The organism is Halomonas sp. A40-4 (genome assembly GCF_015767635.1).
Taxonomy (GTDB): Bacteria; Pseudomonadota; Gammaproteobacteria; order Pseudomonadales; family Halomonadaceae; genus Vreelandella; species Vreelandella janggokensis.
Genome location: NZ_CP065230.1, coordinates 437,749 through 461,410, shown reverse-complemented (window position 1 = coordinate 461,410; position 23,662 = coordinate 437,749). Strand labels below are relative to the sequence as shown.

The window sequence follows — 23,662 nt, the reverse complement described above, 5'->3', positions numbered from 1 at the left end:
ACCGGCTCAGGCGTCAAACGCCTGTGCCGGTAACATGGCTTCAACATAGAGCACGAGCTCCTCAAGAATCTGGCGCTGGTGGTCAGTCAGCGTCTGCTGGTTATAGTTTTCGATCTCCCGGGCGAAAGCTTTCAAGGTGAAACCTGACAGCGTGGCATCGTTCAGACGTGTCCAGCGAAACGCCTCCCACTGCTCAAGTTCGTCTCCCTCGAGTGTTTCCGGGTAGCTTCGCGCACGAAAGCGGAACAGCATTTCTTCGAGTCGCGGGTCCTGAAAGGCAAACCGCTCGCCCACCAGATCCCAAGGGTCCATGGCCCTGACTCGCTCCATCTGCTTGCGGTCGGCGGCCGAGAAAAAGGCACCGGCATAGAGCATCAGGTCGGGATCCTGCGGCGCATCGTCGTAGCCTGCGCTGAAGACCTCAGCAACTTTCTGGGACACCCCAGACGCCTCGCGGAGCATTTTCCAATGACGGCGACAGGCGTTCATATCCAGTCCCAACCGGGCCACGATATCGCCATACTCGCCTTTCTGCGGGCCCTCCACGTCTTTCAACACAGTGGTGGGAAAGACCACAGGGCAGCGATTGATGTGAATGACCTTGAGCGGAATGCGGGTTTCGCCCTCCGTCAGATCCTGCTGACTGACAAAGACCCGCTCACGAATTTGCGATGCCGACATGGTCAGTAACTCGCTGGGGTCAACGCTCAGGTCATAGACGATGACCCCGTTGGGGTTGCTCGGATGCTCGGCCAGCGGCATCACAAGCGCACTACACGCCCGACTTGCCGGGTAGCGACGCGAAATATGCAAAATCGGTTTGGCGCTGGGCAGGTCGATCTGGTTGGCCACCTGCCGCTTGCCGCGAAGGCCGAGCAAATAGTCAAACAGCTTGGCATTGCGCGACTTCAGCAAGCGCGCCAGCGCAATCGTCGCACGCACGTCGGCCACCGCATCGTGGGCCCCTTCATGGGCGATACCATTGGCCGCCGTCAGGTCTTCCAGCTTGAAGCTCGGCGCACCATCGTCGCGCAGTGGCCATTCGATGCCCTCGGGCCTCAAGGCGTAAAAGGCTCTGACCACATCGATAAGATCCCAGCGCGAATTGCCGTTTTGCCACTCACGGGCGTAAGGATCGAGAAGATTACGGTAGAACAGGTGGCGCGACACTTCGTCATCGAAGCGCAGGCTGTTATACCCGACCACGCAGGTGCCCGGCTCACTCATATGGCGCTGCACTTCAGCGGCGAATTCGGCTTCGGGGAGACCGTGGCGTTGTGCCTTTTGGGGGGTAATACCGGTAATCAAGCAGGCAGCGGGATGGGGCAGATAATCGTCAGCGGGGCGACAGAACAGCTCGATCGGTTCGCCGATTTCGTTTAACTCCGCATCGGTGCGCAGAGCGGCGAACTGAGCGGGCCGATCACGACGCGGATCAGCCCCAAAGGTTTCATAGTCATGCCATAAAAAGCTGGCGGGGGCAGCATTGGGTGACGCCATGGACAAGCACTCCGCTGGGCAATGAAAAGCCCAAGCCTAGCATATCCACATCAGGTTTCGCCGCGTATTCAGAAAACCTCAGCAACCCTGGTTTCAAAAAAGCGCGGGTCAACTTTTAGGGAGCGTCACGTTCAACTCCAATACCGAGCAGTTATCCTCGCTATCCAGTGAGATCTGGATCGCATCGTCGTCCACGTGAACGTAGCGGCGAATGACCTCCAGCAACTCGCGTTCCAGCATCGGCATGTAATCGGGTTGCCCCCGTTGGCTTCGTTGATGCGCCACGATAATTTGCAGGCGTTCTTTGGCCACCGAGGCAGACTTCTTGCGCTCACGCTTCAAGAACTCCAGCAGTTTCATCGCCGACCTCCACCAAACATGCGGCTGAGCAAGCCTTTACGCTGCATTTCGTGAAAGCGCAGAGGCATGTCTTCACCGAGCAGACGCGAGACGGTATCGCTATAAGCTTGGCCCGCGTCGCTTGAAATATCGTGGGTAACCGGCACGCCCTGGTTAGAGGCCCGCAGCACTGCTTCGGACTCGGGAATCAGGCCAAGCAGATTAATCGCCAAAATTTCACGGATATCGTCCAGCGTCAGCATGTCGCCCGACGTGACGCGCTCAGGGTTGTAGCGCGTGACCAGCAGGTGCTCTTTAATCGGGTCGCTACTCTCCTCGGCACGACGTGTCTTGGATGCCAGCAGGCCAAGAATCCGATCAGAATCGCGCACAGAGGATACTTCCGGGTTCGTCACCACGATCGCCTCATCGGCAAAGTACATGGCCAACTGAGCGCCACGTTCGATACCGGCAGGCGAATCACACATGATGAAGTCGAAGTCCTCTTTCAACTTGTCGAGCACTTCGGCAACGCCTTCCTGTGTCAAGGCGTCCTTGTCGCGGGTTTGTGAGGCCGGCAGAATAAACAGGTTCTCAACCCGCTTGTCGCGGATCAGTGCTTGATTGAGCCCCGCCTCACCTTGAATCACGTTTACCAGGTCGTACACCACGCGGCGCTCGCAGCCCATGATCAGGTCAAGGTTGCGCAAGCCCACATCGAAATCGATCACCACCGTTTTCTTTCCGCGTAGCGCTAAGCCTGTCGAAATAGCGGCGGCACTGGTGGTTTTACCGACCCCCCCTTTACCCGAGGTCACTACAATAATTTTGGCCAAGAGTTACTTCCTTCTTGAAGTCGTTCATCGCAAGTGCGCCGTTAGCGCACTACGTACAACGGGAACGTCTATGTCATCTAAACCACGCGGTGACTCCGCGTGGCTGGCATTCTCAACGATTTACGCGCTCGGCGCTAATTAAGCGGCTTAATTTCCAATTGTTGTTGCGTAAAGTGCACCTCAGCAGGGGCACCCAATAGTTGAGAATCGATATCTTCCAGACGCTTGTAATTACCCGCCACTGACAGTAATTCAGCGGCCAGCTCGCGACAATAGATACCCGCCTGGGTATTGCCATGAATACCTGCTAATGCCCGTCCGCGCAATGCGCCATAAACATGAATACTGCCGGCGGCCAGAACTTCCGCTCCCGCATTGACCGCACCGATGACGACCAAATCACCTCCCGAAGCGCTCACCTGCTGCCCGGAACGCACTGTACCGCGGTAGAGACGAGTGGTTTCCGTACCGTTGCTTTCCTGCGCATCGGCTGCCTCTTTTTCGGTGTTTGCATCCGCCACGGCAACGGGGGCTGCACTTTCGCTATCACTGCCGACACTCTTGAGCATTTGCGCACGGCTTTCGTCGACCGGCGCGAACCAGCCAAGGCCGAGCGCCCACGCCGATTGACGCACCGGCTCAGTGCCCCCCCTCACTGCCACCGGGAGCAGCTTGTGGTCCCTGCAGACAGCGCAAATGCGCTCCAGCGAAAGATGGGGCTCATCAAGCTTTTCCACGCTAAGCACAACCGGTGTATGCTGAAAGAACGCAGGTGATTGAGACAGTTTGCCTGCCAGTTGACGTCGGATATGCTCTGGGTCAGCGCTGCTTAGCTCCATGACGGTCATCGGCAGCATGCCGCCTTTAAAGGTAAAGGCCACGTCGGCACTATCCACATTGAGGCTCATGGCCGAACTCCATGTCATGTTCAGGTAAGATATTAAGGTAGCGCATTTGAGCGCTTTTGGGCGGTGAGAATTAACCCTCATCGAACCCACATTATAAGTCAACGCTAAGCGACAGCGCCGACAACTGCAACCTTCTTAGGGTCGACGTCTGATTTTTTTCACGCAAAGCGCCTCACAGCAGGATGATCCATGCACGGACTGTTAAGACGCCTGTTCGCACCTCGCTGGCAACACCCCAATGCCGAGGTACGCCGCCAGGCTCTCCACCGCCTTGATCCTGACCATCGCGAACAGCGCCAGGCGCTCGCTTCGCTTGCGCAGGATCCGGATAGCGACATACAGCTTGCCGCATTACTTGCTCTTGATGACCTTGAAGGGCTCATGGCGGCTTACCCGGCCCACCAGAACGACATGGCTTGGCAAGAGGCGCTATGCCAGCGGCTCAGCGGCCAGCAAGGGCAAACGGGGCTTGGCCAGCGTGAGGCACTTGCCGAGCGTATCGACGATACCAAGATACTCAACGCTCTTGTGCATAAGGGTGACAACCTCAATTTACGGCTTACTGCGCTCGCCCGTTTGACCGATGAACGCGACTTGATCGAACACGCCTGCCATAACGGCGTCGCCGCCGTTCGTCACCAGGCAGCGGATCGCATCGTCAGTCAAGAGGGCCTGAAGCAGCTGTTGAAGCAAGCCCGCCGGGACCGCCAGGTCGTACGCATGGCCAAAGATCGGCTACAAGAACGGCGTGCCGACGCCGAGTGGAAAGAAGCCCAACAGCAAAAGCGCGAGACGCTTCTGCAGCAATTGGAACGTCACGCCCAATCCACCTGGGAACCCCTCTACGGCGGCCGGCTGCGTCATCTGCAGCGTGAATGGGATCAACTCAGCCAATCGCCTGACCCCGACCAGGAGGCACGTTACCATCAAGCCGTTCTCGCTTGCCGCAAAACGCTGCACGATCATGAAACTCACGAACAGGCGCGTCAGCAGAACAACCAGCAACGCGAAGCCACCGACCAGACCCGAGAACAGTTACTGGAAGGCCTGGAAGAAACTCTGGAAGGCCTGCGGCTTGGCAGTGGATTGACGTCTCAGGATATCGACAGCCTTCGCGCCCAGCGTCAGTTGCTTGGCCAGCGCTGGCAGCAACTGTCCGATGTGCACCCGCCCAGCGACTCGATACGCCAACGCTACACCCAGGCCCTGAAAGAGTACGAGGCCTGTATCGAAGCCTGGCAGCGCTGGCAACGCATTAGCGCTGAGCTTGAGCAAGCACTGGCCGACGCCGACCACTCCGCCATTTCATCACTGCTCGACCAATGCCGCTGGCCTGATACTCTGACCATGCCCACGCTTGCTCGCCAAGCACAGGAGGCGCTTGATGCCACCCATGAAACCGCCGATACGCAGACCGATGCCCAATCCCTCAGCGCTTACAGCAACGACCTGGACACCTTCGAACAGTTGCTTGAACGTGGTGCTTTCAAAAGCGCCAGCCGCCTACACCAACGGCTGAAGCCGCGCATTGAGGCGCTCAAGGATGACGATGCCCGACCGCTCAAAGCGAGGCTGAAACAGCTTGGCGCGCAACTCGCCGAACTACGCGACTGGCGAGGGTTTGTCGCAGGCCCCAAACGTGAACAACTGTGCGCTTCCATTGAGGTGCTTGCCGACGATCAGCACATGGCAGAACCGGCACTCGACCGGCACCACCGCCAGCTCGTCAAAGAATGGAAATCCCTTGGGGATGCAGCGGCTGACCGAGAGTTGTCCGCACGCTTTCGTGCTGCTTCGGACCGTATCCACGAGCGCCTAGCCCCCTGGCGAGAGCGGCTAACCCAACAGCGGGAGGCTAACTTGCGTGCCCGCGAAGCACTCTGTGAGCAGCTCGAGACCCTGCTGGCCCAGCCAGCACAGGACGCCGACCCGGATGTACTGCGCGAAATTCGCGATAAAGCACGCCAACAGTGGCGCCACCACTCTCCCGTACCGCGCGAACAGGCAGAAGCCATTGGTCGCCGGTTTGGCCGCGCTCGCCATCAGCTACAAAGCTTGATCGATACCCGTGCCGAGCATATTGCCGACCAGAAGAAAGCCCTGATCAGCAGTGTTCAGGCGCTTCACCAGGACGAACGTCCGCTCGCCGAGCGCATTGAAGATGCCAAGCAGCTACAGCAGCAGTGGCGTCAATTGGGGCGGGCGCCTAAAGGGGAAGAACAAACGCTCTGGAAGGCCTTCCGCCACGAATGCGACCAGTTGTTCGCCAGACGCGACGCGCATAAACAAGAGCAGCTTGCCCAGCAGCAACGCCAGCTCGACAGCCTGCAAGCACTGGTCGACGAAATGGACAGCTGGCAACCTCAAGATGCCAGCGACCACGCCAAGCTGGACGCCTTCATTGAACAGGCAACGCGTTTGGAACCCCTGCCACGTAGCCGCCGAAGCGAAGGCATGCAGCGGCGTCTAAGCGGCATTATTCGTGCCCGGCGTGAGCGTCTTAACCGCCTTGAAGTCGCGGGCACGGTCACCGCCTGGCAGCAGCTGACGCCGCTTATCGAAGCTCACTTGCGCGCAGACCAACGCAGGCTTGTCGACGAACAGGCAGACACGGTAGACGCACAAGCGGTGCTGGGCGAAACGAGCTTGAAAGCGCCTTTTGAGCAGGCCCACCATCAGCGCAATCAACGACGCATGGAGGGGCTCCCCAACGCCCACGAAGCCAACCTGAAGGATCAGCTTGCCCGGCTTCGCGTTCACTTATCACTGCTGGCCATGGGGCGTGTACATCAGCAAGATGAACCCCTGCGGCTGGCCATCCAGGTGGAACGCCTCAACGAGGGGCTTCAAAAAGAGCGTAGCCGCGCGCAGGAGGTTAGCGAGGTGCTTGCAGATCTCATTGCCCTTGGGCCCATGCCCAGATCGCTGTGGGATCAAGAAGTCGACGAGCTGGATGAACTGCTTACCCGGCTCGCTCAAACACCTACGCCTTGAGCCATCACAAAAGCCAGCGAGGGATACTCGCTGGCTTTTTGATCAATGAGCAAAATGAACGACGAGATCAGCCCATGAACTGACCACCATTGATGTCGAAGTTCGCCCCAGTAATGAACCCGGACTCCTCATCGGCGATGAAGGTCACGAGCCGGCCAATTTCCTCTGGCGTACCATAGCGCTTGACGGGGATCGTCTCACGGATCGCCTCGCGCACCTTTTCTGGAATGTTCATGATCATGTCGGTGGCAATGTAGCCGGGCGACACAGTGTTCACGGTAATGCCCTTCGTGGCGGTTTCCTGGGCAAGCGACATGGTCAACCCGTGCATCCCCGCTTTTGCCGCCGCGTAGTTCGCTTGGCCGAACTGCCCTTTGCGACCGTTGATGGATGAAATATTGATAATCCGCCCATAACCGTGTTCAAGCATCATTTCAATCACACTGCGGCAGGTATTGAAGACACTGTTCAGGTTGGTATCGATCACCTCATACCATTGCTCGTATGACATTTTCTTCATGGTGCCGTCACGGGTGATCCCTGCACAGTTAACCAACACACTGATGGGACCATGCTGCTCCTGAATTTGCTGGGCACCTTTTAGGCAGGCCTGATGGTCGGCAAGGTCGACACCGGACAGCGCAATGTTGTTATAGCCATCGGCTTGCTGCGATGCCAGCCAGGTTTTGGCCTTTTCGGGGTTGTGATAACCCGCTACGACCAGATAACCCGCATCCGCCAGCGAACGACAAATCGCCGTGCCGATACCACCAGTTCCACCAGTTACCCAGGCGACGGGGGCTTGATTGGCCATTGACTACCTCCCTGATATGACGAATGGCTTGGGCGTTGCAGAATTGACACCGCAAGCCATTGTGAAAAGCGCCTTGGCGCTTAAGTACCAACGGCAAATCGCAATACAGATGCGCGACTTACCGAGAGTCAGCATTGTTCTTGTTGCACTAACCTCAGCATAGCGCTACTCGGCTCATGTTGCAGCACGAAGCCCACCAACGGCTATAGGGAAAACGTTTTAAAACGCCTATTGACGAAACGTAAAAAAAGCGTAGAATACGCCACACGTTGATGCGGGGTGGAGCAGTCTGGTAGCTCGTCGGGCTCATAACCCGAAGGTCATCGGTTCAAATCCGGTCCCCGCTACCAATATTTCGAGAGGCAGATCAGTAACTTACTGGTCTGCCTTTTTTTGTGCTTACCGTTCACAATAGCCTTGGGCCCAGGCTGGGCGCAAACTGCATTTCTGCTTTCCCCCCAAAACACAAGTTATTGTTAGGCTCCAGACACGCCTTTCATCGACTCAGCGACTTCAACGCGTACTAGAGATGTCAGACGGCAACTGCTGGGGCCAGGGATTCTGGTTCAGCCACGCGATCCCCGCCCATGAATTCGAACAGCGGCTGAGCAAGCAGTCTGAGGCGTGATTGAACCTGGATCGTGCCGGGTTATATAAAAACCGCAAATTCAGCCTATTTCGCATCGTCATGCCAATTCCCGATAATCACGCCATCCTTTTGATAAGCTGAACCCCTCCATACAGGCAAGCAGGAGCGATGCCTCCTGACGGACCATGCCCTGGCCATTATTCATTTTTATAATAAGGAGGCTGCGCTTGGAAATACTTCAATATGCCCTGGGCAGTGCGGGCCTGCTGCTGTCGCGAACGTTAGAGCACATTGCCCTTGTCGGTGTTGCCGTGGGCATAGCGACATTGACGGGCGTGCCGATCGGCATCGCGATCACCAAAAACGAGCGCTTGGCTCAAGGGGTGCTGTATCTGGCCTCGATTATCGTCACCATCCCTTCAATCGCACTGTTTGGCATCATGATTCCGGTGCTATCGCTGATTGGGCACGGCATCGGCTACGTACCTGCCGTTATTGCGGTACTGCTCTATTCCCAGTTGCCCATCATTCGTAATACCTACACAGCGATAAACAACGTGAACCCCGCGTTGCGGGAAGCGGCCAGAGGCATCGGCATGAGCCCCAATCAACGCCTCCGTTTAGTCGAGATCCCGCTCGCCATACCGGTCATCATGGCCGGGGTTCGTACGGCCGTGGTGCTTAATATCGGCGTGATGGCGATTGCGGCCTATATTGGCGCAGGTGGCTTGGGCACCTTCATCAGCCGTGGCATTTCACAGTCAGACCCCCGTCAGCTGATCGTCGGCGCGGTTGCCGTCAGCGTACTGGCGATTATCGTTGACTATTCACTGTTGTATGTCCAAAAGCGCCTGACGCCCAAGGGAATGAGCCGCCAGGCCGACGCGACCTGAGGCCGCTTTTCTGATGTCATTTCTACTATAAGAGACACCCCTATGATTCGACTTGACAGCCTGACCAAGGTGTTCGATACGCCAAAAGGCGCGGTGGTGGCCGCTGACCATATCGATATGGAAGTGCCTGAGGGCGAAATATGCGTCCTGTTGGGGCCATCGGGCTGCGGCAAGACCACGACACTGAAAATGATCAACCGGATCGTAAAACCCACTTCTGGAAAAGTGTTTATCAATGGCGACGATACGACCGGCCTCGATACCCAGACACTGCGACGCAATATCGGCTACGTGATCCAGCAGATCGGCCTGTTTCCCAACATGACCATTGAGGAAAACATCACCATCGTGCCCAAGCTGCTGGGCTGGGACAAGGCCAAATACAAGGCGCGTGCCCGCGAGATGATGGCAATGATCGCGCTGGAACCCGATGCCTTTCTGAAACGCTTCCCAAGTGAGTTGTCGGGTGGCCAGCAGCAACGCATTGGTGTCGCCCGCGCGCTGGCCGCTGACCCGCCGGTCATGTTGATGGACGAGCCGTTTGGGGCCATCGACCCGATCAACCGGGCCGTCATTCAAGACGAGTTCCTGAAGATGCAACAAGAACTCAACAAGACCATCATGTTCGTTAGTCACGATATTGATGAAGCCATCAAAATGGGTGACCGCGTGGCGGTCTTCCGGGAAGGGAAGCTGGTTCAGTACTCCACGCCCGATGATTTGCTGGCAGCGCCCAAAAACACCTTTGTGGAATCGTTCCTGGGCGAAGACCGGGCGCTCAAGCGTTTGAACCTGGTTAAAGTGCGCGAGATTGTCACCGACGAAATCGGCACGGTATCGCCCGGTGATACGCTGGAAGCCGCGCTGGCCAAAATCGACAACTATGGCTACCAAAACGCCATTCTGATGGTCAATGACCGCAAGCAGCCCGCCGGGATTGTCAGCCGCTCCGTCGCGCGCACCACAAAGGGCTACTGCCGTGATCATTTCCAGGCCGTCCCGGCCGTTGTGGGTCTCGACGACGACCTGCGTAAAGCCGCATCCCTGATGTTTGCCCACGACCAGACCTGGCTCCCCTGTGTCAACGACGAAGGGACGGTGTGCGGGCAAATTACCCAGCGCGCCATGACCAGCCACTTAGGCGCGAGATATCGCGCTCGCCAGGGGGATGACCGCACGCCATCGCCGGCCATCAAGGAGTAACCATGCCGATTCGATCCATGAAAGGGGCGCTTAAGGCACTGGTGCTGGTGGCTATTTTTTTCGCCGGTGTATGGAGTCAGTCCAGTGGCGTCATCGATGACTTTATCTGGTATCTGCCCGATGTTCAGTATCTGGCGGTTCAGCACATCTGGCTGACGGCCATGTCAGGCAGTCTGGCCATTCTCGTTGCCATCCCGCTCGGTATTGTGCTCTCTCGCCCGAGTATGGCCCGAGTGGCCGAATCATTGATGCAGATACTCAACGTGGGCACCACGATCCCTACCCTGGCCGTCCTTGCGCTATCGATGAGCTTTCTGGGCATTGGCACAGTGCCAGCCGTTTTTGGTCTGTTTGTGGCCACGCTGCTGCCGATAACCCGGAATACTTATGCCGGCTTAAAGGGCGTTAACCCGGCACTGATGGAAGCGGCGGCAGGCATTGGCATGTCCCCCATGCAACGGCTTTTCAAAGTCGAACTACCCAATGCTCTCTACGTCATTTTTGCCGGCATGCGCACCGCACTCACCATCAATGTGGGCACGGTGCCACTGGCGTTCCTGATTGGCGCGGGCGGCCTTGGCGAGCTGATCTTTACCGGCATTGATCTGTACGACCCGGTCATGATGCTGTCGGGCGCCATTCCGACCGCGCTATTGGCGATCGTGGTCGATGCGCTGATTGCGATCATTGCCTTCCTCGTTGTCCCCCGCGGGGTCAACCCCGGCCGCGCTTGATGATCACCGTGACTGACGCTTCACTAACAAAAGAAGGAATCGATGATGAAAACATTAACTACCGCACTGACCAGTATTGCCCTTGCCAGCGGCATCTCGCTGGCTAATGCCAACGAAATCAGCGTTGGCGGCAAGAACTTTACCGAGCAGCAGATTCTCTCCACCATGACGACCCAGTACCTGAATAACTTGGGCTACGACGTCGATAACCGCTCCGGCATGGGCTCCGCCGTTTTGCGTCAAGCACAGGAAAACGGCCAGATCGATCTTTACTGGGAATACACCGGCACGTCCCTGATCAACTATAACGACATCACTGAAAGCCTGAGCCCTGAAGATACCTACCAGCGGGTGAAAGAACTCGATGCCGAAAAAGGCCTGACCTGGCTTGAACCGTCGGATGCCAATAACACCTATGCGCTCGCTATGCGCGAGGATGACGCCGAAGAACGCGGCATCGAAACGCTCTCCGACCTGGCCGACGCCGTCAACAATGAAGAAGGCCTGACCTTTGCGCTTAACGCCGAGTTCTACGCCCGTGAAGACGGCTGGCGGCCGCTCATGGAAGCCTATGACTTTCGCGTGGGTCGCAGCGACGTGAGCCGCATGGATACCGGTTTGGTCTATCAAGCGCTGCGCGATGAAGAAGTCGACGTCGGCCTCGTATTCGCCACCGACGGGCGTATCCCCGCCTTTAACTTTCACGTCCTCAAAGACGACCAGGGCTTCTTCCCGGCCTACGCCCTTGCCCCGGTGGTACGCACCGAAACCCTTGAAGCGAACCCTGAACTAGCCGACCAGATGAACCGCCTGTCGGCGCTGTTAAACGACGCCACCATGGCCGAGCTGAACGCCCGTGTCGATGTCGAGCGCGTGTCGATTGAAGACGTGGCAGAAAGCTTTCTCGAAGAGAATGATCTGCTCTAGTCGCTCGTGGGTAGCATTGGCATAATGCCGATTGCCATTACAGCAAAGCCGCTCCTATGGAGCGGCTTTTTCAATGGGGAAGCCCAATGCATTATCAAAACACCCTTCGCGTCGGCGCCGCCCAGATCAATACCACGCTTGGCGAGGTGAATGACAACCTTGAGCGCCATTTGGCACTGATTGCCGACGCCCAGCACGACGATGTCGAACTGCTGGTGTTTCCCGAGCTTTCACTGACGGGCTATCGCCTGGCAAACCACGTGATGCAGGTGGCAATGCCGCTGGAAGACCCGCGCCTGCAAACACTGGCCCGCGCCTGCGGCCCGATGCAGGTCGTCGTCGGTTTCGTGGAAGAGGCAAGCCCCGGTGAATATTACAACGCGCTGGCCATCTTTCAGCATGGCCAGCTTATCGCCGTGCACCGCAAACTGAACCTGCCCACCTATGGCGGACTTGAGGAAGGCAAATGGTTCACCCATGGGAGTGAACTCACTCACACGGATATCTGCCCGGGTTGGTCAGCCACCCAGCTGATTTGCGCCGACTTATGGAACCCGGCGCTTGTGCATGCAGCCCTGCTCGCCCGCCCCACGGTGCTTTGTGCGCCGATCAACTCCGCCAGCGGCATCGTCAGCGACGACTTTTCCAACGAAGAAAACTGGGCGCTGAATACACGCTTTTATGCCATGACGTACGGCACGCCCGTGATCATGGCGAACCGCTTCGGGCCGGAAGGCGACAGCCACTTCTGGGGCGGCTCGCGCATTCTCGGGCCAAGTGGCGAGACACTGGTACAGGCCGATGATGAAGAAGCGCTGATTGTCGCGGATCTATCACGCACCGCGATTGCCAAGGCGCGCTTTGAACTGCCCACCCACCGCGACGCCGACACACCGCTGGTGAGAGAGTTGATGGCGGGATACCGCTAGCGACGTTGAGGCGTCGCCAGCGGCTGGATCAAGCGACTACACTTCTCGGTTCAACAACACGTCGTTAAACGGATAGCGGGAAAGCCGCTCAATGCCGGTCTCGGTGATCAGCACCTCTTCTTCCAGCTTGACGCCGTCGGCTGCCCCGACTTCGCCAATATAGCTTTCTACCGACACCACCATGCCAGGCTCCAGGATACCGTCCTTGGAGAAACGGTCGAAATCCATGTGGTGGGCGACCAGCGGCGTCTCGCCGTGCATGCCTACCCCGTGAATGATCGACGGGTAACGGCGGTCGATAAAGCGCTCGGGGATTTTCCATGCCTGCTCGGCAATTTCCCGGTAGCTGATACCCGGCTTGAGCAAGCCCATATTATGTTGCACCTGGTCGTAGGCCATACCATAAAGCTCGCGCTGATAGGCCGTCGGCTTGCCGGGCCCGACATGGAAAGTGCGCGAAAAATCCGAGTAGTAGCCATGGCAACCGATGGTGTCCGTATCCAGCGCCACCAATTCACCCGGGCGAATCTTGCGGTCGCTGGCTTCGTTAAACCAGGGGTTCGTGCGCGGCCCTGAGGAAAGCAGACGGGTCTCGATAAACTCACCGCCGCCTCTGATCACCTCGCCGTACATGATCGCGAACAGCTCGTTTTCGGTAACCCCCGGTTTAATCGCCGCTTCGACTTCGGCGACAGCGGCTTCACTGGCGGCCATCGATTGCGCCAGGCAGGCGATTTCCTCGGGCGTTTTGATGCGTCGACAGTGCAGTGTGTCCTGCATACAGTCATACACATCGAGCCCTTGGGCTTCCAATGCCCGCGCCAGATTCAATGCACAGCGATCCAGACCGACCTTTTTGTTGCCTTTGCCATGCTCTTCAATCAGCTCAGCAATCTCCACCCCAAAGGGGTCGGATGACATACCATCACGCTGGTTCACCGCCGACCATACTACCTTGGAGGTTCGCGCCTCATCGATGGTTTCAAGCCAGGTGGATACATGCGCGCTGCCAGGATATTCGAACAGAATAATGGGCCCTTCCAGCGGCACGTAGACGTAACGCGTGGAGTTGCGCAAAAAGTAACCAAACATATTGCGCGATCCCGTCGCATAACGCTGGTTGTTCGGGTCAAACAGTACCAGCGCTGCATACCCTTCTTCCGCCATCATGGCGCGCAAGCGCTCAAGACGTCCGGCGCGCAGCTGCTTGGGGTCAAACGCCGTGGGGATACTGTCGCCGTTGGCCATGGGCGCCGAAGGCACGACGGGAATGTGGTCCGGCTCGTTATCAGTCAGACTTTCGCTTTCGACAATGCTCATGAATATCTCGCGTTGGGAGTGGTATCAGGAACGGAATGAGCGCCGGGCGGCCTTAATCCGCCAGGCTATCGCTGCGCTGCATGCCGTCTTTAAGAATCTGCTCATGGACCGGCGCCATGCGGCCGAAGATGCGCTGTGCACGTTCGGGACGACCCACGAAACCAGGCTCCTTGGCATAGGCGAAAATCACCGTATGGCGCTCTTTGTCACCCACCACGGGTGTCACCCTGTGGAGCGAATAGCGGCCAAAGAAAATCTGCAAATCACCAGGCTGAAGATCCAGCGCTTTCAAGCGTGAGCGATCACCATCGATCACCTTTTCCACCTCAGCAAAGTTTTCACCCTCGGGGTTGCGAATCCCCGGCGCATATTCAAAGCGCCCACCGCTGTGGGACTGCCGCGTCATCATGGTGACGATGAACTCATTGGTGTCGTAGTGCCAGGGGTGCTGACAGCCTTCGCGCAACACGTTCACCACCAGATCGGCCAGGGGATCGGCGTATTGGTGGATCTCATCGATACCCACAACCGCACCAATAAACCGCTGAAATTCGGGATTCTCGTACACCTGGCGGATAATGGTGTCATGGTCGATGCGGTCGCCGGCGACAAAGCCGTTAGTCCGATCATCAAAGCGGTTTTTGGGGTGTGTGTCAGGTAGCGATGCGTCACCGTCGCTGTTGTACGGATTGGTCTCGGTCTGGTTGTAGTGGGCGTCTGGCGATAGTCGTTCAGTTTCACGCTCAAGCCGAGCTAATGCGGCTTCAGGAACAAAGTTTTTAAGCACCACACAGCCATCTTCTTCGAGTTGGCGACGGCAATCGGCGATAAACGTTTTTCCTGCCGGCGATGACAACTCATTGAGCGGGTAGCGCTCAAGGTCGATCAGCCCTTCGAGGGCATTCACGGGTTGTTTAGCGGCGGTTATTGTCATGGGGTCACGCTCCTGTCGCGTTGGAAGCTTATCTGGACAGGCTAGTGAAGGCTCTTCCATAATAGAAATGAATAGTTAAGATAACACCCATTTAAATGGCTCATTCATCATGGACACAGACTTACTACGTGCGTTTGTCACCGTCGCCGAATGCCAAGGGTTTAGCGCAGCAGGGAAGGTGCTGCATCGAACTCAATCGGCGATGAGCCTGCAAATCAAGCGGCTTGAAGACCAGATGCATCAAGCGCTTTTTGAGCGCACCAGCCGCAGCGTTCTGTTGACGGCCGCCGGGGAACACCTGCTTCCCTATGCGCGCCATATGCTCAAGCTCGAAGATGAGGCCAAGGATCTTTTGAAGGGCGGAATGCATGGCGAGCTTATTCGGCTGGGCACTTCGGAAGAACAGGCCGCTACCTACCTGCCCGACTTGCTGCCACGCTTTGCGGCCCAGTTTCCGCAAATTCAGTTAGAAGTGCATTGCGATATCAGCGACACCCTGGTCAAGCGGTTTCAGGAAGGGCTGTTAGACGTGGTGCTCTCGGTAAGGCACAAGCCCACTCAATCCGGTCACTTGCTTGGCTGGGAGCCGATGGTGTGGGTCATGGCCGACCACGTCTCACTTTCGCAATGGCAAACACTGCCGTTGGCCCTTAATCCCGAGGGCTGCATTTTCAGGGCGCATGCGTTATCTGCGCTGGGCCGCGATGAGACCCGTTGGGAGCTTCGCTACGTCAGCCAATCCCCGACAGGTATCAACGTGCCGGTGCAAAATGGACTGGCGATAACCGTTAAAACCCCACGCAGCGTGCCGCCAGGCTGCCGGATAGTGACCGAAGAAGAAGGCCTCCCCAACCTGGGACATGTCGAAATTGAACTCCACCAACGCCCCGGACACTCCAGCGAGGCGTTTCAAGCGTTATGCAAATCCCTTGAAAGCGTGGTCGCCGAACACGAGTCGATTGCCTGCCTTGGGGGCAGGGAAGCACCTTAGTACGTCGCTGGTTTTTATTGACCTGGATATCAAGTTACGCACAGCGGCTTGAGCAAATGAGCTGAGATTGATTGGGCCTGGTATAGAGCCAGCCGCGCAATTCGGTGTGACAAAGATATAAAGTCACTGCTGGCTCTAAACCTGGGTGCTACTGAAGATGGAATGATGTCGGTCCAAGGGGAACTGGACCTTGGTATGCCCCCATTAATTCCACTTTTTATATCGCTTGAATAAATAGCTTGGTAAAGCAGGCGCCTTTAGCTCAATGATGGAAACCTGCTTTCTCCTCGCTTTTCGGAGAAGACAAAGCAAACCTGATCGGCGTTAATTTTTTCGCTTCAGACGAGGAAGAAAACATCATCCACACAGCGGGGATCATGACGACTATGACCACGCCAATTGGCACTAGCCCCAAAAAACTACCGATGCCGATTAAGAAGGCGGCTAAACCTGCCAACATCACCCTTGTGGAACCTCTGCTCGTGACCTTCTCGACATTGTCTAAATGAGCCGCAAGAGTCGTGTGCTGTTCTTCGCTTAACTCCCCCTGATGGTTGCACTGGGGGCAAGCCGACAAGCGTTCATCTTGAATTGCTTTGGCCTTTTTCCAATTAGCCGACCATTGATGGCCACATTGCTCACACGTTAGAACGGCCATCGTGTCCAACGGCCACTTTTCCTTTTGCATCATGATGTCCTTATCTGGGTTCGCTTATGGCTCATGTCAGTCGTGCGTTTTATCTAAAGGGCAGAGTGGGGTAAGACGCATGAGGTGCCTTAGGCACGTCTACCCCAAAGCGTTTCTCGATATCCCCCATCTCCACAAACTTTTCGCCGCGCTGGTAAGCGGCGCGCAAGTGCTCGCTCAGTTCAGTCACGGCTTGGGAAGGCTTAGCCCATTGGGATTTGGGTAAGGGCTTCGACCACTCAGCTAGCCAGTCACGGGGCACGGCTTTAGGCAGGATGTGCTTCATGCGGTACTCGGTGTACCAGTGGGCGAAGCGAGCATGCTCCCATAGCCGCTTGCGCCGAAAGCGCCGCCAGCGGGCGCTGTCATTCGTACGCTCGCATTCGGCTTTTTCACGGGCCACGTAGGCGTCGTACCACTCCACGCCCCACTCCCGGGCGGCAGTAGTGGTGGCATCGACGCCTTCTTCCATAAAGCGGCGAATATACTCCCACTGGGACAACGCCCCCGGCAGCCCGCCCACGCTGACGATGATGCCCGCCCCTGGCAAGGTGTAGCCGGGGCGCTCTGGGTCAGGCGGCAGCAGCGCGAAATTCCAGCCAAAACCGGTAATCGCCCCCGGCCCCAGGCTAGGGTTGAAACCACACACAGCTACCACGTCTTCCCAGGGCACCAGCACCGTGCGGCGCTCGCGCTTGCAGAGTCGGCAGATGAGATCGTAAAGAGGGGGATAAACGAAGAAAAAGGCAAACCCACCCACGTGCATCAGCAAAAAGCCGACGGGAAAACTCTCGCGAGCACCGCGAAGCCACTCGCCTATTTCAATGAGCCCCATGAATCCAGAAGCACTTAAAGCAAGCCCAACAGTAGAAATCAGCCAAAGGTTGTGAGGGACGGGCAACCAAAAGCGACCTGGGGGATCGACCACAAAGGCCACTTCACGTCGCTGGCGGTGCAACCGAATAGGCGGCATGCGTTGTAATACTGAGTTAACCGCGACGATACCAGCGACAAACGTAAAAAGAACGACGAAATAGAGCCCCCCCCATGCGGCTGCTAACTGCGGGTCAGGAGGGAATCCCCCGATACCTACCCATACAACAAGGAAAAAAGCCATCATGGCTACGACGCCTACGCTCAGCATATGCCCCGCCGTCATCATGCTATCCGGACTGGCACCCTGGCGAATATCCATGGTGACGTCATCGTGACGCACATCGATATGGGCCAAATCCACTGCGTATTCGCTGTCTGTAGGCAGTGGTAAGGGGCTTAAACAGTACTGTTCGCCCCCGGCGCGGCTTTCCCGCCCGTCTGCGCGCATGGGCGGTAGCGCGTTTTGGGGAGTCGTTTTAAACATACGGCGATTATGCCCGTTCCGCCTTCGACCGGAACGGATATGACGGATAAGGGGCCTGTACGGCAGTTGGGGCCGCTACCCCAAAGCGTTTCTCGATATCCCCCATCTCCACGAACTTTTCGCCGCGCTGGTAAGCGGCACGGAGGTGCTCGCTCAGTTCAGTCACTGCCTGGGAAGGCTTAGCCCATTGGGATTTGGGTAAGGGCTTCGACCACTCAGCTAGCCAGTCACGGGGCACGGCTTTAGGCAGGATGTGCTTCATGCGGTACTCGGTGTACCAGTGGGCGAAGCGAGCATGCTCCCATAGCCGCTTGCGCCGAAAGCGCCGCCATCGGGCGCTGTCATTCGTACGCTCGCATTCGGCTTTTTCACGGGCCACGTAGGCGTCGTACCACTCCACGCCCCACTCCCGGGCGGCAGTAGTGGTGGCATCGACGCCTTCTTCCATAAAGCGGCGAATATACTCCCACTGGGCCAACGCCCCCGGCAGCCCGCCCACACTGACGATAATGCCCGCCCCAGGCAGAGTGTAGCCAGGGCGCTCCGGGTCGGGCGGCAGCAGCGCAAAGTTCCAGCCAAAGCCAGTGACCGCCCCAGGCCCCAGGTTGGGGTTAAACCCACAGACTGCGACGACATCTTCCCAAGGCACCAGCACCGTGCGCCGCTCGCGCTTGCAGAGTCGGCAGATGAGATCGTAAAGAGGGGGATAAACGAAGAAAAAGGCAAACCCACCCACATGCATCAGCAAAAAGCCAAAGGGAAAACTCTCGCGAGCACCGCGCAGCCACTCGCCTATTTCGATGGAGCCCATTAACCCAGAGGCAGTCACTGCCAGACTAGCCGTCGAGGCGAGCCAAAGATTGTGGGGGGCAGGCAGCCAGAAGCGACCTAGTGGATCTACTACAAAAGCCACTTCCCGGCGCTGGCGATTAAAGCGAATGGGGGGCATTCGCTTGATTAACGTATTGAGCCAGAGAATTGCCAGTGTAAATACAAATAGAAATCCTGCATAAAGCCCCCCTCCCCATGCGGCTGCAAACTGGGGATCGGGAGGGAACCCACCGATGCCCACCCAGATGATAAGAAACATGATCATTATAGCGGTGACACCTACACTCAGCATGTGCCCTGCTGTCATCATGCTATCTGGGCTAGCGCCCTGGCGAATATCCAGGGTGGCTTCATCGTGGCGCACATCAATATGGGCTACATCGACGGCGCACTCGCTATTTACCGGTAACGGCAATGGGCTCAGGCAGTACTGCTCGCCCCCGGCGCGGCTTTCCCGTTCACCCGCGCGCATGGGGGGAAGCGCTTTGTTGGGCGTAGTTTTAAACATGCTCCATCCTTGTTCAGGGTGACCAGGGGGTCAGCGGCATGCTGGGCCAGGTACCTAATTTAACGCTACTGAAAAAACCGTCCGTCAGGGCTTCCACGCGATGCCAATCGCTGGAAATGGAACGGCCACGGCGATGCAACTCGTAAACCTGGGTGGAGGATTCGCCGTTGAGCCGTAAGCGCACCACCAGCCGCACAAAGTAAAACTGGCTCAGTGCTTCGGGCGCAAAGTGATAAGTGCCCCCTGCACCTTCCTTTTCAGAAGCCTGATGGGAATAGGACAAAACATCCTGAGTAAGTTCTTCATGATCACCGCTCATGGGTACGCCCCAAAGGCCAAACGAGAAATTTTCCTCATCGGGCAGTTGGCCGCCCGGCAGGGTCACCCGAAATGCGAGATCGCTGGGGGCGGGGCCAGGCCCCGGGCCTGCATGGGCTGCGGCTACTCCTTGACGCTCTACCACGGGATCACTACCGCTCAGTTTGCCCAGCGCCTGCTCATGTTCTTCCAAGCTTGCATATTCGCTGCTCAACCCCCAGTAGGAGCGCTGGCACCATTGCTGCACCGGGCTCAACGAGAAGCGGCTGGCCAATAAATCCCCCACCACCAGCAGCAAAGTGCTGGCCGCAACGAACCAGCCAACAGGCCCGGCAAACTTCAGCAATAACAGCCGCCACTGTGCCGCAGGGGCACCCAATATTTTGCCAACAAGCCCCATACCGCCCAAGAAGGTGCCACCTAAGGCTGTCCCTGACGCTCCTACCAGCGCTACTTGAGAGGCTAAGCGCTCGGCCTGCGTCTCGGCGCGGCCCACCTTTTGAGCCTGCCTAATAGCTTCAAACAACCCAGCAAAGCCCCCTAACCAAGCAACAGCCCCCATAGCCTTGTTGGCCACTCGCGCCCACCGTTCTAACTGCGCAGGACTACCCGCTGTCGCCCTCAGTTCAGTCTGGGCAACTTGCTGGAAGGCACGCCCTTCATAGAGTTTGCGATGGCGGGCATCGACTAGCATTTCCCTCATTGCCATCATGGCCGCTGCAGTAGCAAAGCCTTGAGAAACAGTATTACCAAGATACTCTAGAAACCGATCATGGCCGCGGCCTGCTTCAATCAATTCTTTCATCGCCACACATGCCGCGATAGCGCCTAAAGCTGACAAACTACCATTCACCAAGACACCCATCGCACGGGCTACCGATACGTCGTTCTGCTCGTTACGTATCAGGGTATCCAGCGTGCTGCGCATCGTCTCACGGGGCTGGTTGGTTATCTCTTTGAAAGCAGTGCGCTCGGCCAGCGCGGCTCGCGTCGCCGCCTGACTCAAACCGCCCACTTTTAGCGCATGCGAACCGTTTTCACTGGCAGGAAAACTATGTTCTGCCAGGTCATCCAACGCCTCGCTGACCAACTGCTTTTGCTGTTTGATTTCCGAGGCTTTGTTGCGGATATTGTTGGCGTGGTATTGATCAGCAGCGCGGCGATGGCTTTGGCTTGTTCCTCGCCTGGAAGCTTGTTTTATCTCTGCCTCCCGCTCCTGGTAATAGCGCTCCAATTCCTGCTCCAACCGCCGAAGCTGTGATAAGGAGCGTTCTGCCTTGGTGATGGCTTGCTGTAACTTCCCTAGCACCGTTTGGTCGGGTATGTCCCAGCCCATTTCCAGCAGCCCCAGGCGCTCAACAAACATCAGCCGCTGGCCTTCGGGTAACATGCCGGCCATATTGGCAAAGCGTTGTGGTAGTTCCATTTGCTGCGCATCATCCAGCAATGTCTTGATCACCGCTTCACCGAGCATCTTTTCTTTGAAATAGACCTCTCCGGCAATATCTGCAGCGACTTCGTCGCTAAGACCCGCGATGCTACGAAAACGCAGACCTGTTTGCTGCTCGATAGTGCCCTGCCATGCTTGGTAGTTTCCTAACGCGCCAGCGGCGGCCATCAGTGCCGCCGCCTGCGTTAAGGCTTTTTGCGGGCCTCCCAGCTCAGTCAGAAAGGTCTCAATAAAGGTGTCAGTCGGCTGAAAGTGGAGCAGATGGGCCGTGGTGGGAACATCCCCCATATAGTGTTGAGACAGGAAGTCTCCTTGCCCACACAGGGCCAGGGTTTCCACCGCGCAATGTTCCAGCTTACTGGTGAAGCTGATGTGTAATTCGTCTTCTCGATCCAGCAGCAGTGCATAGTTGTGCCATACAGGTAATAAGCCAGCCAAATCCTGCCCTATCTCCCGATAAGCGGTTTGCCAACCCTCTTCAAGCCCGTTGGCATACGTTAGAAAGTCTTGCAATTCCTGCTGACGAATAACATCGACAATGCCATTGGGGGCTAAAGCGTAGTTTCCGCCAATCACTTCGTTAAAGTGGGCCTGTTCGCTTTGCTCGACAAACGCTTTTACCGCTTCAGACTCCGTGCCAAGCCGTTCGGCAAGGTGTTCGCTCAGGGCATCAATATCTTCGTCAATAGGTTGTAATGCGCCCCCGATAAAACCGGGGTGCCCGCCCGAACTTGCAGCAACTTCTTCTTCCCTTTCACGGCGCTTTTCATATAGATCTGCCAATTCGCGTAGATCAGCTTGGTCATCATTCTCGGCATTGCCTAACCATTCAGGAATATTGCCTTGGCCCGCATTAGCGGCATGTGGAGAAAAATCCAGGCGCATAAAACCATCAATCGTGCGCGCAGCAAAGTTTTCGGTTTGGTAGTTATCATGCCAGTTCCCTTGCTGCTCGGCATGGCATGCCCACGCCTGCGATAAATCTTTTAACCGCCCGGGGATATCTTCAACGATTAAACAAGCGCTATCTTGCTTATACTCGCTCGTTATAGCCTCCACTATGCTACTGGCCCCTGCAAGCTGCCATTCTTTATCGCTTCCCTCAGCCTCGCACCATGCATAGCTACCTGTATCCAACTGGTTTTGCTCACCTGATGGCTCGGGGGCCTCCGGGGTACGTCGATGGTCGCCGACGTCATCGGCTAAAGCACTCGCTATATCGTCAGGGTTGAGTAGGTGTGACGTACCATTCCCTGGGCAATAAGCGCCCACATTTACGCGGGTCATGACCAAGTCGCGAAATGCCTCCTGGCGCAACATGGAAACATGCAGAGGTGTCAGTTCAAGAGGGCTATAGAGCACCTGTACCGAGCCTTCTCGCTTGATGACGACGGGGTCGCCACTTCCGTCTGGCTCTACCTTGAACACCTGTACTTCATCGGGCATTAGGCTGTGGACAAGATAAAGCCAGCCACTGCGAATGGGTCGAATACCTGAGCGGCGAAACGTACCCTCATGGGTTGGAGAAAACCCTGGTAGCGCAGCCGCAAGATCCGCTTCATCGGCTTCGGCAATCGCGTATCGCACAGGTACCAATTGAAGATCGGTGCGCGTTAATGGACATTGCCCCTGCGCCTGGCCTGGATCATTGTCTGGCTGGCTTTCCGCAACGCGCTGCGCTTCCGTCATGGAGTCGCTCATACTTGTTTCTCCGTATTCATGAGCCGCGAAGACGCCTCCGCTGCGGCTTTCAATCGTTCCATTGGCGCTCGTTGGTCAGGTCGTTGAAGTAAGGCCGCCATATCAGGCATGACATGATCATCCAGTGCCTGCTCTCCATGCGCGCCCAGAATATTGGCCATGTAGTAATGTGCTCGCCGACCCGTAAATCCCAATTCTCTCGTCAGGTGGATAACTCTTTCTGCGGCAAGGTGGGAGCCACCATGCGCACTCAAAAACACGCCAGAGGAAAAAAAGGTGTCGAGGTGAGTAGACAGCTCTTCAGCAAAGCGCTCCCAAGCAATGTGGCTTAGCGCATCTAGGTGTGCCTGCTGCAGTTGAAAGCTTGCCTCGCGCTGAGAACGCTCCGTACGCTCATTGGCAACCTCATACCAGCTCACCTCGCCATGCTTATTCACCGGGAACCAAGCGGTTTCCATATCTCCCAGTAATTCACTTTGCTGGGGTGACATTTCCGCACTGAGAAGAAGCCTCATGACATCCGCCGACGCCACTCGCAGGATTTTTTCCCCTTCCAATGGGTGTTCAACGAAGAGTAACCATCGTAAGTGCTGTAGCAGCTCGTCAAACCCGGCTGAGCTTGCGAACCCCCATCCCCACTTTCCCTCCACGCCACTCTCCAGAAAGCGCTTCCAGAGAGGATCGTTATCCTGAAGTTGAACCAAACACGGCGAAATGCCCCGGCACCCCTCCAGCGGCGTACCCAAATAAAGCGGTTCGTAAGTAGGGGACTCAACCTGCTCATAAAGCCATCTTTCCAACGGCTCCAGCTGGAGGCCGTCCAGTACCAGATAACGATTTAGCCAGTGATCGTTGACATGCACTGGAGACGAAATGGCCCGCAACCCTTCCATGC

19 protein-coding genes and 1 tRNA gene are annotated in these 23,662 nt (G+C 56.9%); 8 read left to right on the top strand and 12 right to left on the bottom strand.

All coding sequences use genetic code 11. The features are described 5' to 3' along the window. Window positions 1-6: 6 nt before the first annotated feature. The 4 genes from sbcB to minC all read right to left on the bottom strand — a co-directional run bounded on the left by sbcB (window position 7) and on the right by minC (window position 3,583). Window positions 7-1,500, bottom strand: coding sequence for an exodeoxyribonuclease I (gene sbcB / locus IT895_RS02235; protein WP_199284575.1), 1,494 nt, complete (start codon window positions 1,498-1,500; stop codon window positions 7-9). A gap of 108 nt (window positions 1,501-1,608) precedes the next feature. After that, window positions 1,609-1,860, bottom strand: coding sequence for a cell division topological specificity factor MinE (minE, locus tag IT895_RS02230; RefSeq protein ID WP_027337743.1), 252 nt, complete (start codon window positions 1,858-1,860; stop codon window positions 1,609-1,611). Beyond that, complete coding sequence (gene minD, locus IT895_RS02225; RefSeq protein ID WP_066319322.1) at window positions 1,857-2,675, bottom strand: septum site-determining protein MinD; 819 nt, start codon at window positions 2,673-2,675, stop codon at window positions 1,857-1,859. The genes minE and minD overlap by 4 nt, the downstream gene beginning before the upstream one ends. A gap of 134 nt (window positions 2,676-2,809) precedes the next feature. Next, window positions 2,810-3,583, bottom strand: coding sequence for a septum site-determining protein MinC (gene minC / locus IT895_RS02220; protein WP_085918290.1), 774 nt, complete (start codon window positions 3,581-3,583; stop codon window positions 2,810-2,812). Window positions 3,584-3,772: 189 nt separating this feature from the next. Here minC and IT895_RS02215 point away from each other — a divergent pair, with 189 nt between their 5' ends. Then, window positions 3,773-6,577, top strand: a complete 2,805-nt coding sequence (locus tag IT895_RS02215) for a DUF349 domain-containing protein (RefSeq protein ID WP_199284574.1) — start codon at window positions 3,773-3,775, stop codon at window positions 6,575-6,577. 67 nt (window positions 6,578-6,644) lie between these two features. Here the strand turns inward: IT895_RS02215 and phbB are convergent, their stop codons facing one another. Further along, window positions 6,645-7,391, bottom strand: a complete 747-nt coding sequence (phbB, locus tag IT895_RS02210) for an acetoacetyl-CoA reductase (protein ID WP_199284573.1) — start codon at window positions 7,389-7,391, stop codon at window positions 6,645-6,647. A gap of 273 nt (window positions 7,392-7,664) precedes the next feature. Between phbB and IT895_RS02205 the strand changes: the two genes are divergently transcribed. The 6 genes from IT895_RS02205 (at window position 7,665) to IT895_RS02180 (ending at window position 12,666) form a co-directional block, all read left to right on the top strand. Continuing rightward, a tRNA-Met gene (locus IT895_RS02205) sits at window positions 7,665-7,741 on the top strand. Window positions 7,742-8,207: 466 nt separating this feature from the next. Then, window positions 8,208-8,873 (top strand): ABC transporter permease, encoded by a 666-nt coding sequence (locus tag IT895_RS02200; protein ID WP_085919022.1) that lies wholly within the window; start codon window positions 8,208-8,210, stop codon window positions 8,871-8,873. Window positions 8,874-8,915: 42 nt separating this feature from the next. Next, complete coding sequence (locus tag IT895_RS02195; protein ID WP_085919023.1) at window positions 8,916-10,076, top strand: ABC transporter ATP-binding protein; 1,161 nt, start codon at window positions 8,916-8,918, stop codon at window positions 10,074-10,076. A gap of 2 nt (window positions 10,077-10,078) precedes the next feature. Then, a complete protein-coding gene (locus tag IT895_RS02190) occupies window positions 10,079-10,810 on the top strand; it encodes an ABC transporter permease (RefSeq protein WP_085919024.1) in 732 nt (243 codons plus the stop codon). A 45-nt stretch (window positions 10,811-10,855) separates the two neighbouring features. Then, complete coding sequence (locus IT895_RS02185; RefSeq protein ID WP_199284572.1) at window positions 10,856-11,737, top strand: glycine betaine ABC transporter substrate-binding protein; 882 nt, start codon at window positions 10,856-10,858, stop codon at window positions 11,735-11,737. 86 nt (window positions 11,738-11,823) lie between these two features. Then, entirely contained in the window at window positions 11,824-12,666 is an 843-nt protein-coding gene (locus IT895_RS02180) for a nitrilase-related carbon-nitrogen hydrolase (protein ID WP_199284571.1), read from the top strand. Between the two features lie 36 nt (window positions 12,667-12,702). Here the strand turns inward: IT895_RS02180 and IT895_RS02175 are convergent, their stop codons facing one another. Continuing rightward, window positions 12,703-13,986 (bottom strand): M24 family metallopeptidase, encoded by a 1,284-nt coding sequence (locus IT895_RS02175; RefSeq protein WP_199284570.1) that lies wholly within the window; start codon window positions 13,984-13,986, stop codon window positions 12,703-12,705. A 52-nt stretch (window positions 13,987-14,038) separates the two neighbouring features. Beyond that, window positions 14,039-14,920 (bottom strand): HalD/BesD family halogenase, encoded by an 882-nt coding sequence (locus tag IT895_RS02170; RefSeq protein ID WP_199284569.1) that lies wholly within the window; start codon window positions 14,918-14,920, stop codon window positions 14,039-14,041. Between the two features lie 109 nt (window positions 14,921-15,029). Here IT895_RS02170 and IT895_RS02165 point away from each other — a divergent pair, with 109 nt between their 5' ends. Further along, the gene (locus tag IT895_RS02165; RefSeq protein WP_066319289.1) at window positions 15,030-15,911 is read left to right on the top strand and encodes a LysR family transcriptional regulator; all 882 of its coding nucleotides are present in this window, start codon (window positions 15,030-15,032) and stop codon (window positions 15,909-15,911) included. A 262-nt stretch (window positions 15,912-16,173) separates the two neighbouring features. Here IT895_RS02165 and IT895_RS02160 read toward each other — a convergent pair whose 3' ends face one another. The 5 genes from IT895_RS02160 to IT895_RS02140 are packed head-to-tail and all read right to left on the bottom strand — an operon-like array spanning window position 16,174 to window position 23,660. Continuing rightward, window positions 16,174-16,602: a hypothetical protein gene (locus tag IT895_RS02160; protein WP_199284568.1), complete on the bottom strand. Its 429-nt coding sequence runs from the start codon at window positions 16,600-16,602 to the stop codon at window positions 16,174-16,176. 46 nt (window positions 16,603-16,648) lie between these two features. Further along, window positions 16,649-17,959: a hypothetical protein gene (locus tag IT895_RS02155; RefSeq protein WP_199284567.1), complete on the bottom strand. Its 1,311-nt coding sequence runs from the start codon at window positions 17,957-17,959 to the stop codon at window positions 16,649-16,651. A 7-nt stretch (window positions 17,960-17,966) separates the two neighbouring features. Further along, window positions 17,967-19,298 (bottom strand): hypothetical protein, encoded by a 1,332-nt coding sequence (locus IT895_RS02150; protein ID WP_199284566.1) that lies wholly within the window; start codon window positions 19,296-19,298, stop codon window positions 17,967-17,969. 13 nt (window positions 19,299-19,311) lie between these two features. Next, window positions 19,312-22,767, bottom strand: a complete 3,456-nt coding sequence (locus IT895_RS02145; RefSeq protein WP_199284565.1) for a toxin VasX — start codon at window positions 22,765-22,767, stop codon at window positions 19,312-19,314. Further along, a complete protein-coding gene (locus IT895_RS02140; RefSeq protein ID WP_085919033.1) occupies window positions 22,764-23,660 on the bottom strand; it encodes a DUF4123 domain-containing protein in 897 nt (298 codons plus the stop codon). Before IT895_RS02140 ends, IT895_RS02145 begins: the two co-directional genes overlap by 4 nt. Window positions 23,661-23,662 lie beyond the last annotated feature (2 nt).

What these genes read in the sequence shown, in the direction of transcription:
- IT895_RS02190 (WP_085919024.1), top strand. Translation starts at nt 10,079, where the DNA reads ATGCCGATTCGATCCATGAAAGGGGCGCTTAAGGCACTGGTGCTGGTG.
- IT895_RS02145 (WP_199284565.1), bottom strand. Translation starts at nt 22,767, where the DNA reads ATGAGCGACTCCATGACGGAAGCGCAGCGCGTTGCGGAAAGCCAGCCA.
- IT895_RS02140 (WP_085919033.1), bottom strand. Translation starts at nt 23,660, where the DNA reads ATGGAAGGGTTGCGGGCCATTTCGTCTCCAGTGCATGTCAACGATCAC.
- IT895_RS02185 (WP_199284572.1), top strand. Translation starts at nt 10,856, where the DNA reads ATGAAAACATTAACTACCGCACTGACCAGTATTGCCCTTGCCAGCGGC.
- phbB (WP_199284573.1), bottom strand. Translation starts at nt 7,391, where the DNA reads ATGGCCAATCAAGCCCCCGTCGCCTGGGTAACTGGTGGAACTGGTGGT.
- IT895_RS02165 (WP_066319289.1), top strand. Translation starts at nt 15,030, where the DNA reads ATGGACACAGACTTACTACGTGCGTTTGTCACCGTCGCCGAATGCCAA.
- IT895_RS02170 (WP_199284569.1), bottom strand. Translation starts at nt 14,920, where the DNA reads ATGACAATAACCGCCGCTAAACAACCCGTGAATGCCCTCGAAGGGCTG.
- IT895_RS02160 (WP_199284568.1), bottom strand. Translation starts at nt 16,602, where the DNA reads ATGATGCAAAAGGAAAAGTGGCCGTTGGACACGATGGCCGTTCTAACG.
- sbcB (WP_199284575.1), bottom strand. Translation starts at nt 1,500, where the DNA reads ATGGCGTCACCCAATGCTGCCCCCGCCAGCTTTTTATGGCATGACTAT.
- IT895_RS02180 (WP_199284571.1), top strand. Translation starts at nt 11,824, where the DNA reads ATGCATTATCAAAACACCCTTCGCGTCGGCGCCGCCCAGATCAATACC.
- IT895_RS02175 (WP_199284570.1), bottom strand. Translation starts at nt 13,986, where the DNA reads ATGAGCATTGTCGAAAGCGAAAGTCTGACTGATAACGAGCCGGACCAC.
- minC (WP_085918290.1), bottom strand. Translation starts at nt 3,583, where the DNA reads ATGAGCCTCAATGTGGATAGTGCCGACGTGGCCTTTACCTTTAAAGGC.
- IT895_RS02150 (WP_199284566.1), bottom strand. Translation starts at nt 19,298, where the DNA reads ATGTTTAAAACTACGCCCAACAAAGCGCTTCCCCCCATGCGCGCGGGT.
- minE (WP_027337743.1), bottom strand. Translation starts at nt 1,860, where the DNA reads ATGAAACTGCTGGAGTTCTTGAAGCGTGAGCGCAAGAAGTCTGCCTCG.
- IT895_RS02155 (WP_199284567.1), bottom strand. Translation starts at nt 17,959, where the DNA reads ATGTTTAAAACGACTCCCCAAAACGCGCTACCGCCCATGCGCGCAGAC.
- IT895_RS02215 (WP_199284574.1), top strand. Translation starts at nt 3,773, where the DNA reads ATGCACGGACTGTTAAGACGCCTGTTCGCACCTCGCTGGCAACACCCC.
- IT895_RS02195 (WP_085919023.1), top strand. Translation starts at nt 8,916, where the DNA reads ATGATTCGACTTGACAGCCTGACCAAGGTGTTCGATACGCCAAAAGGC.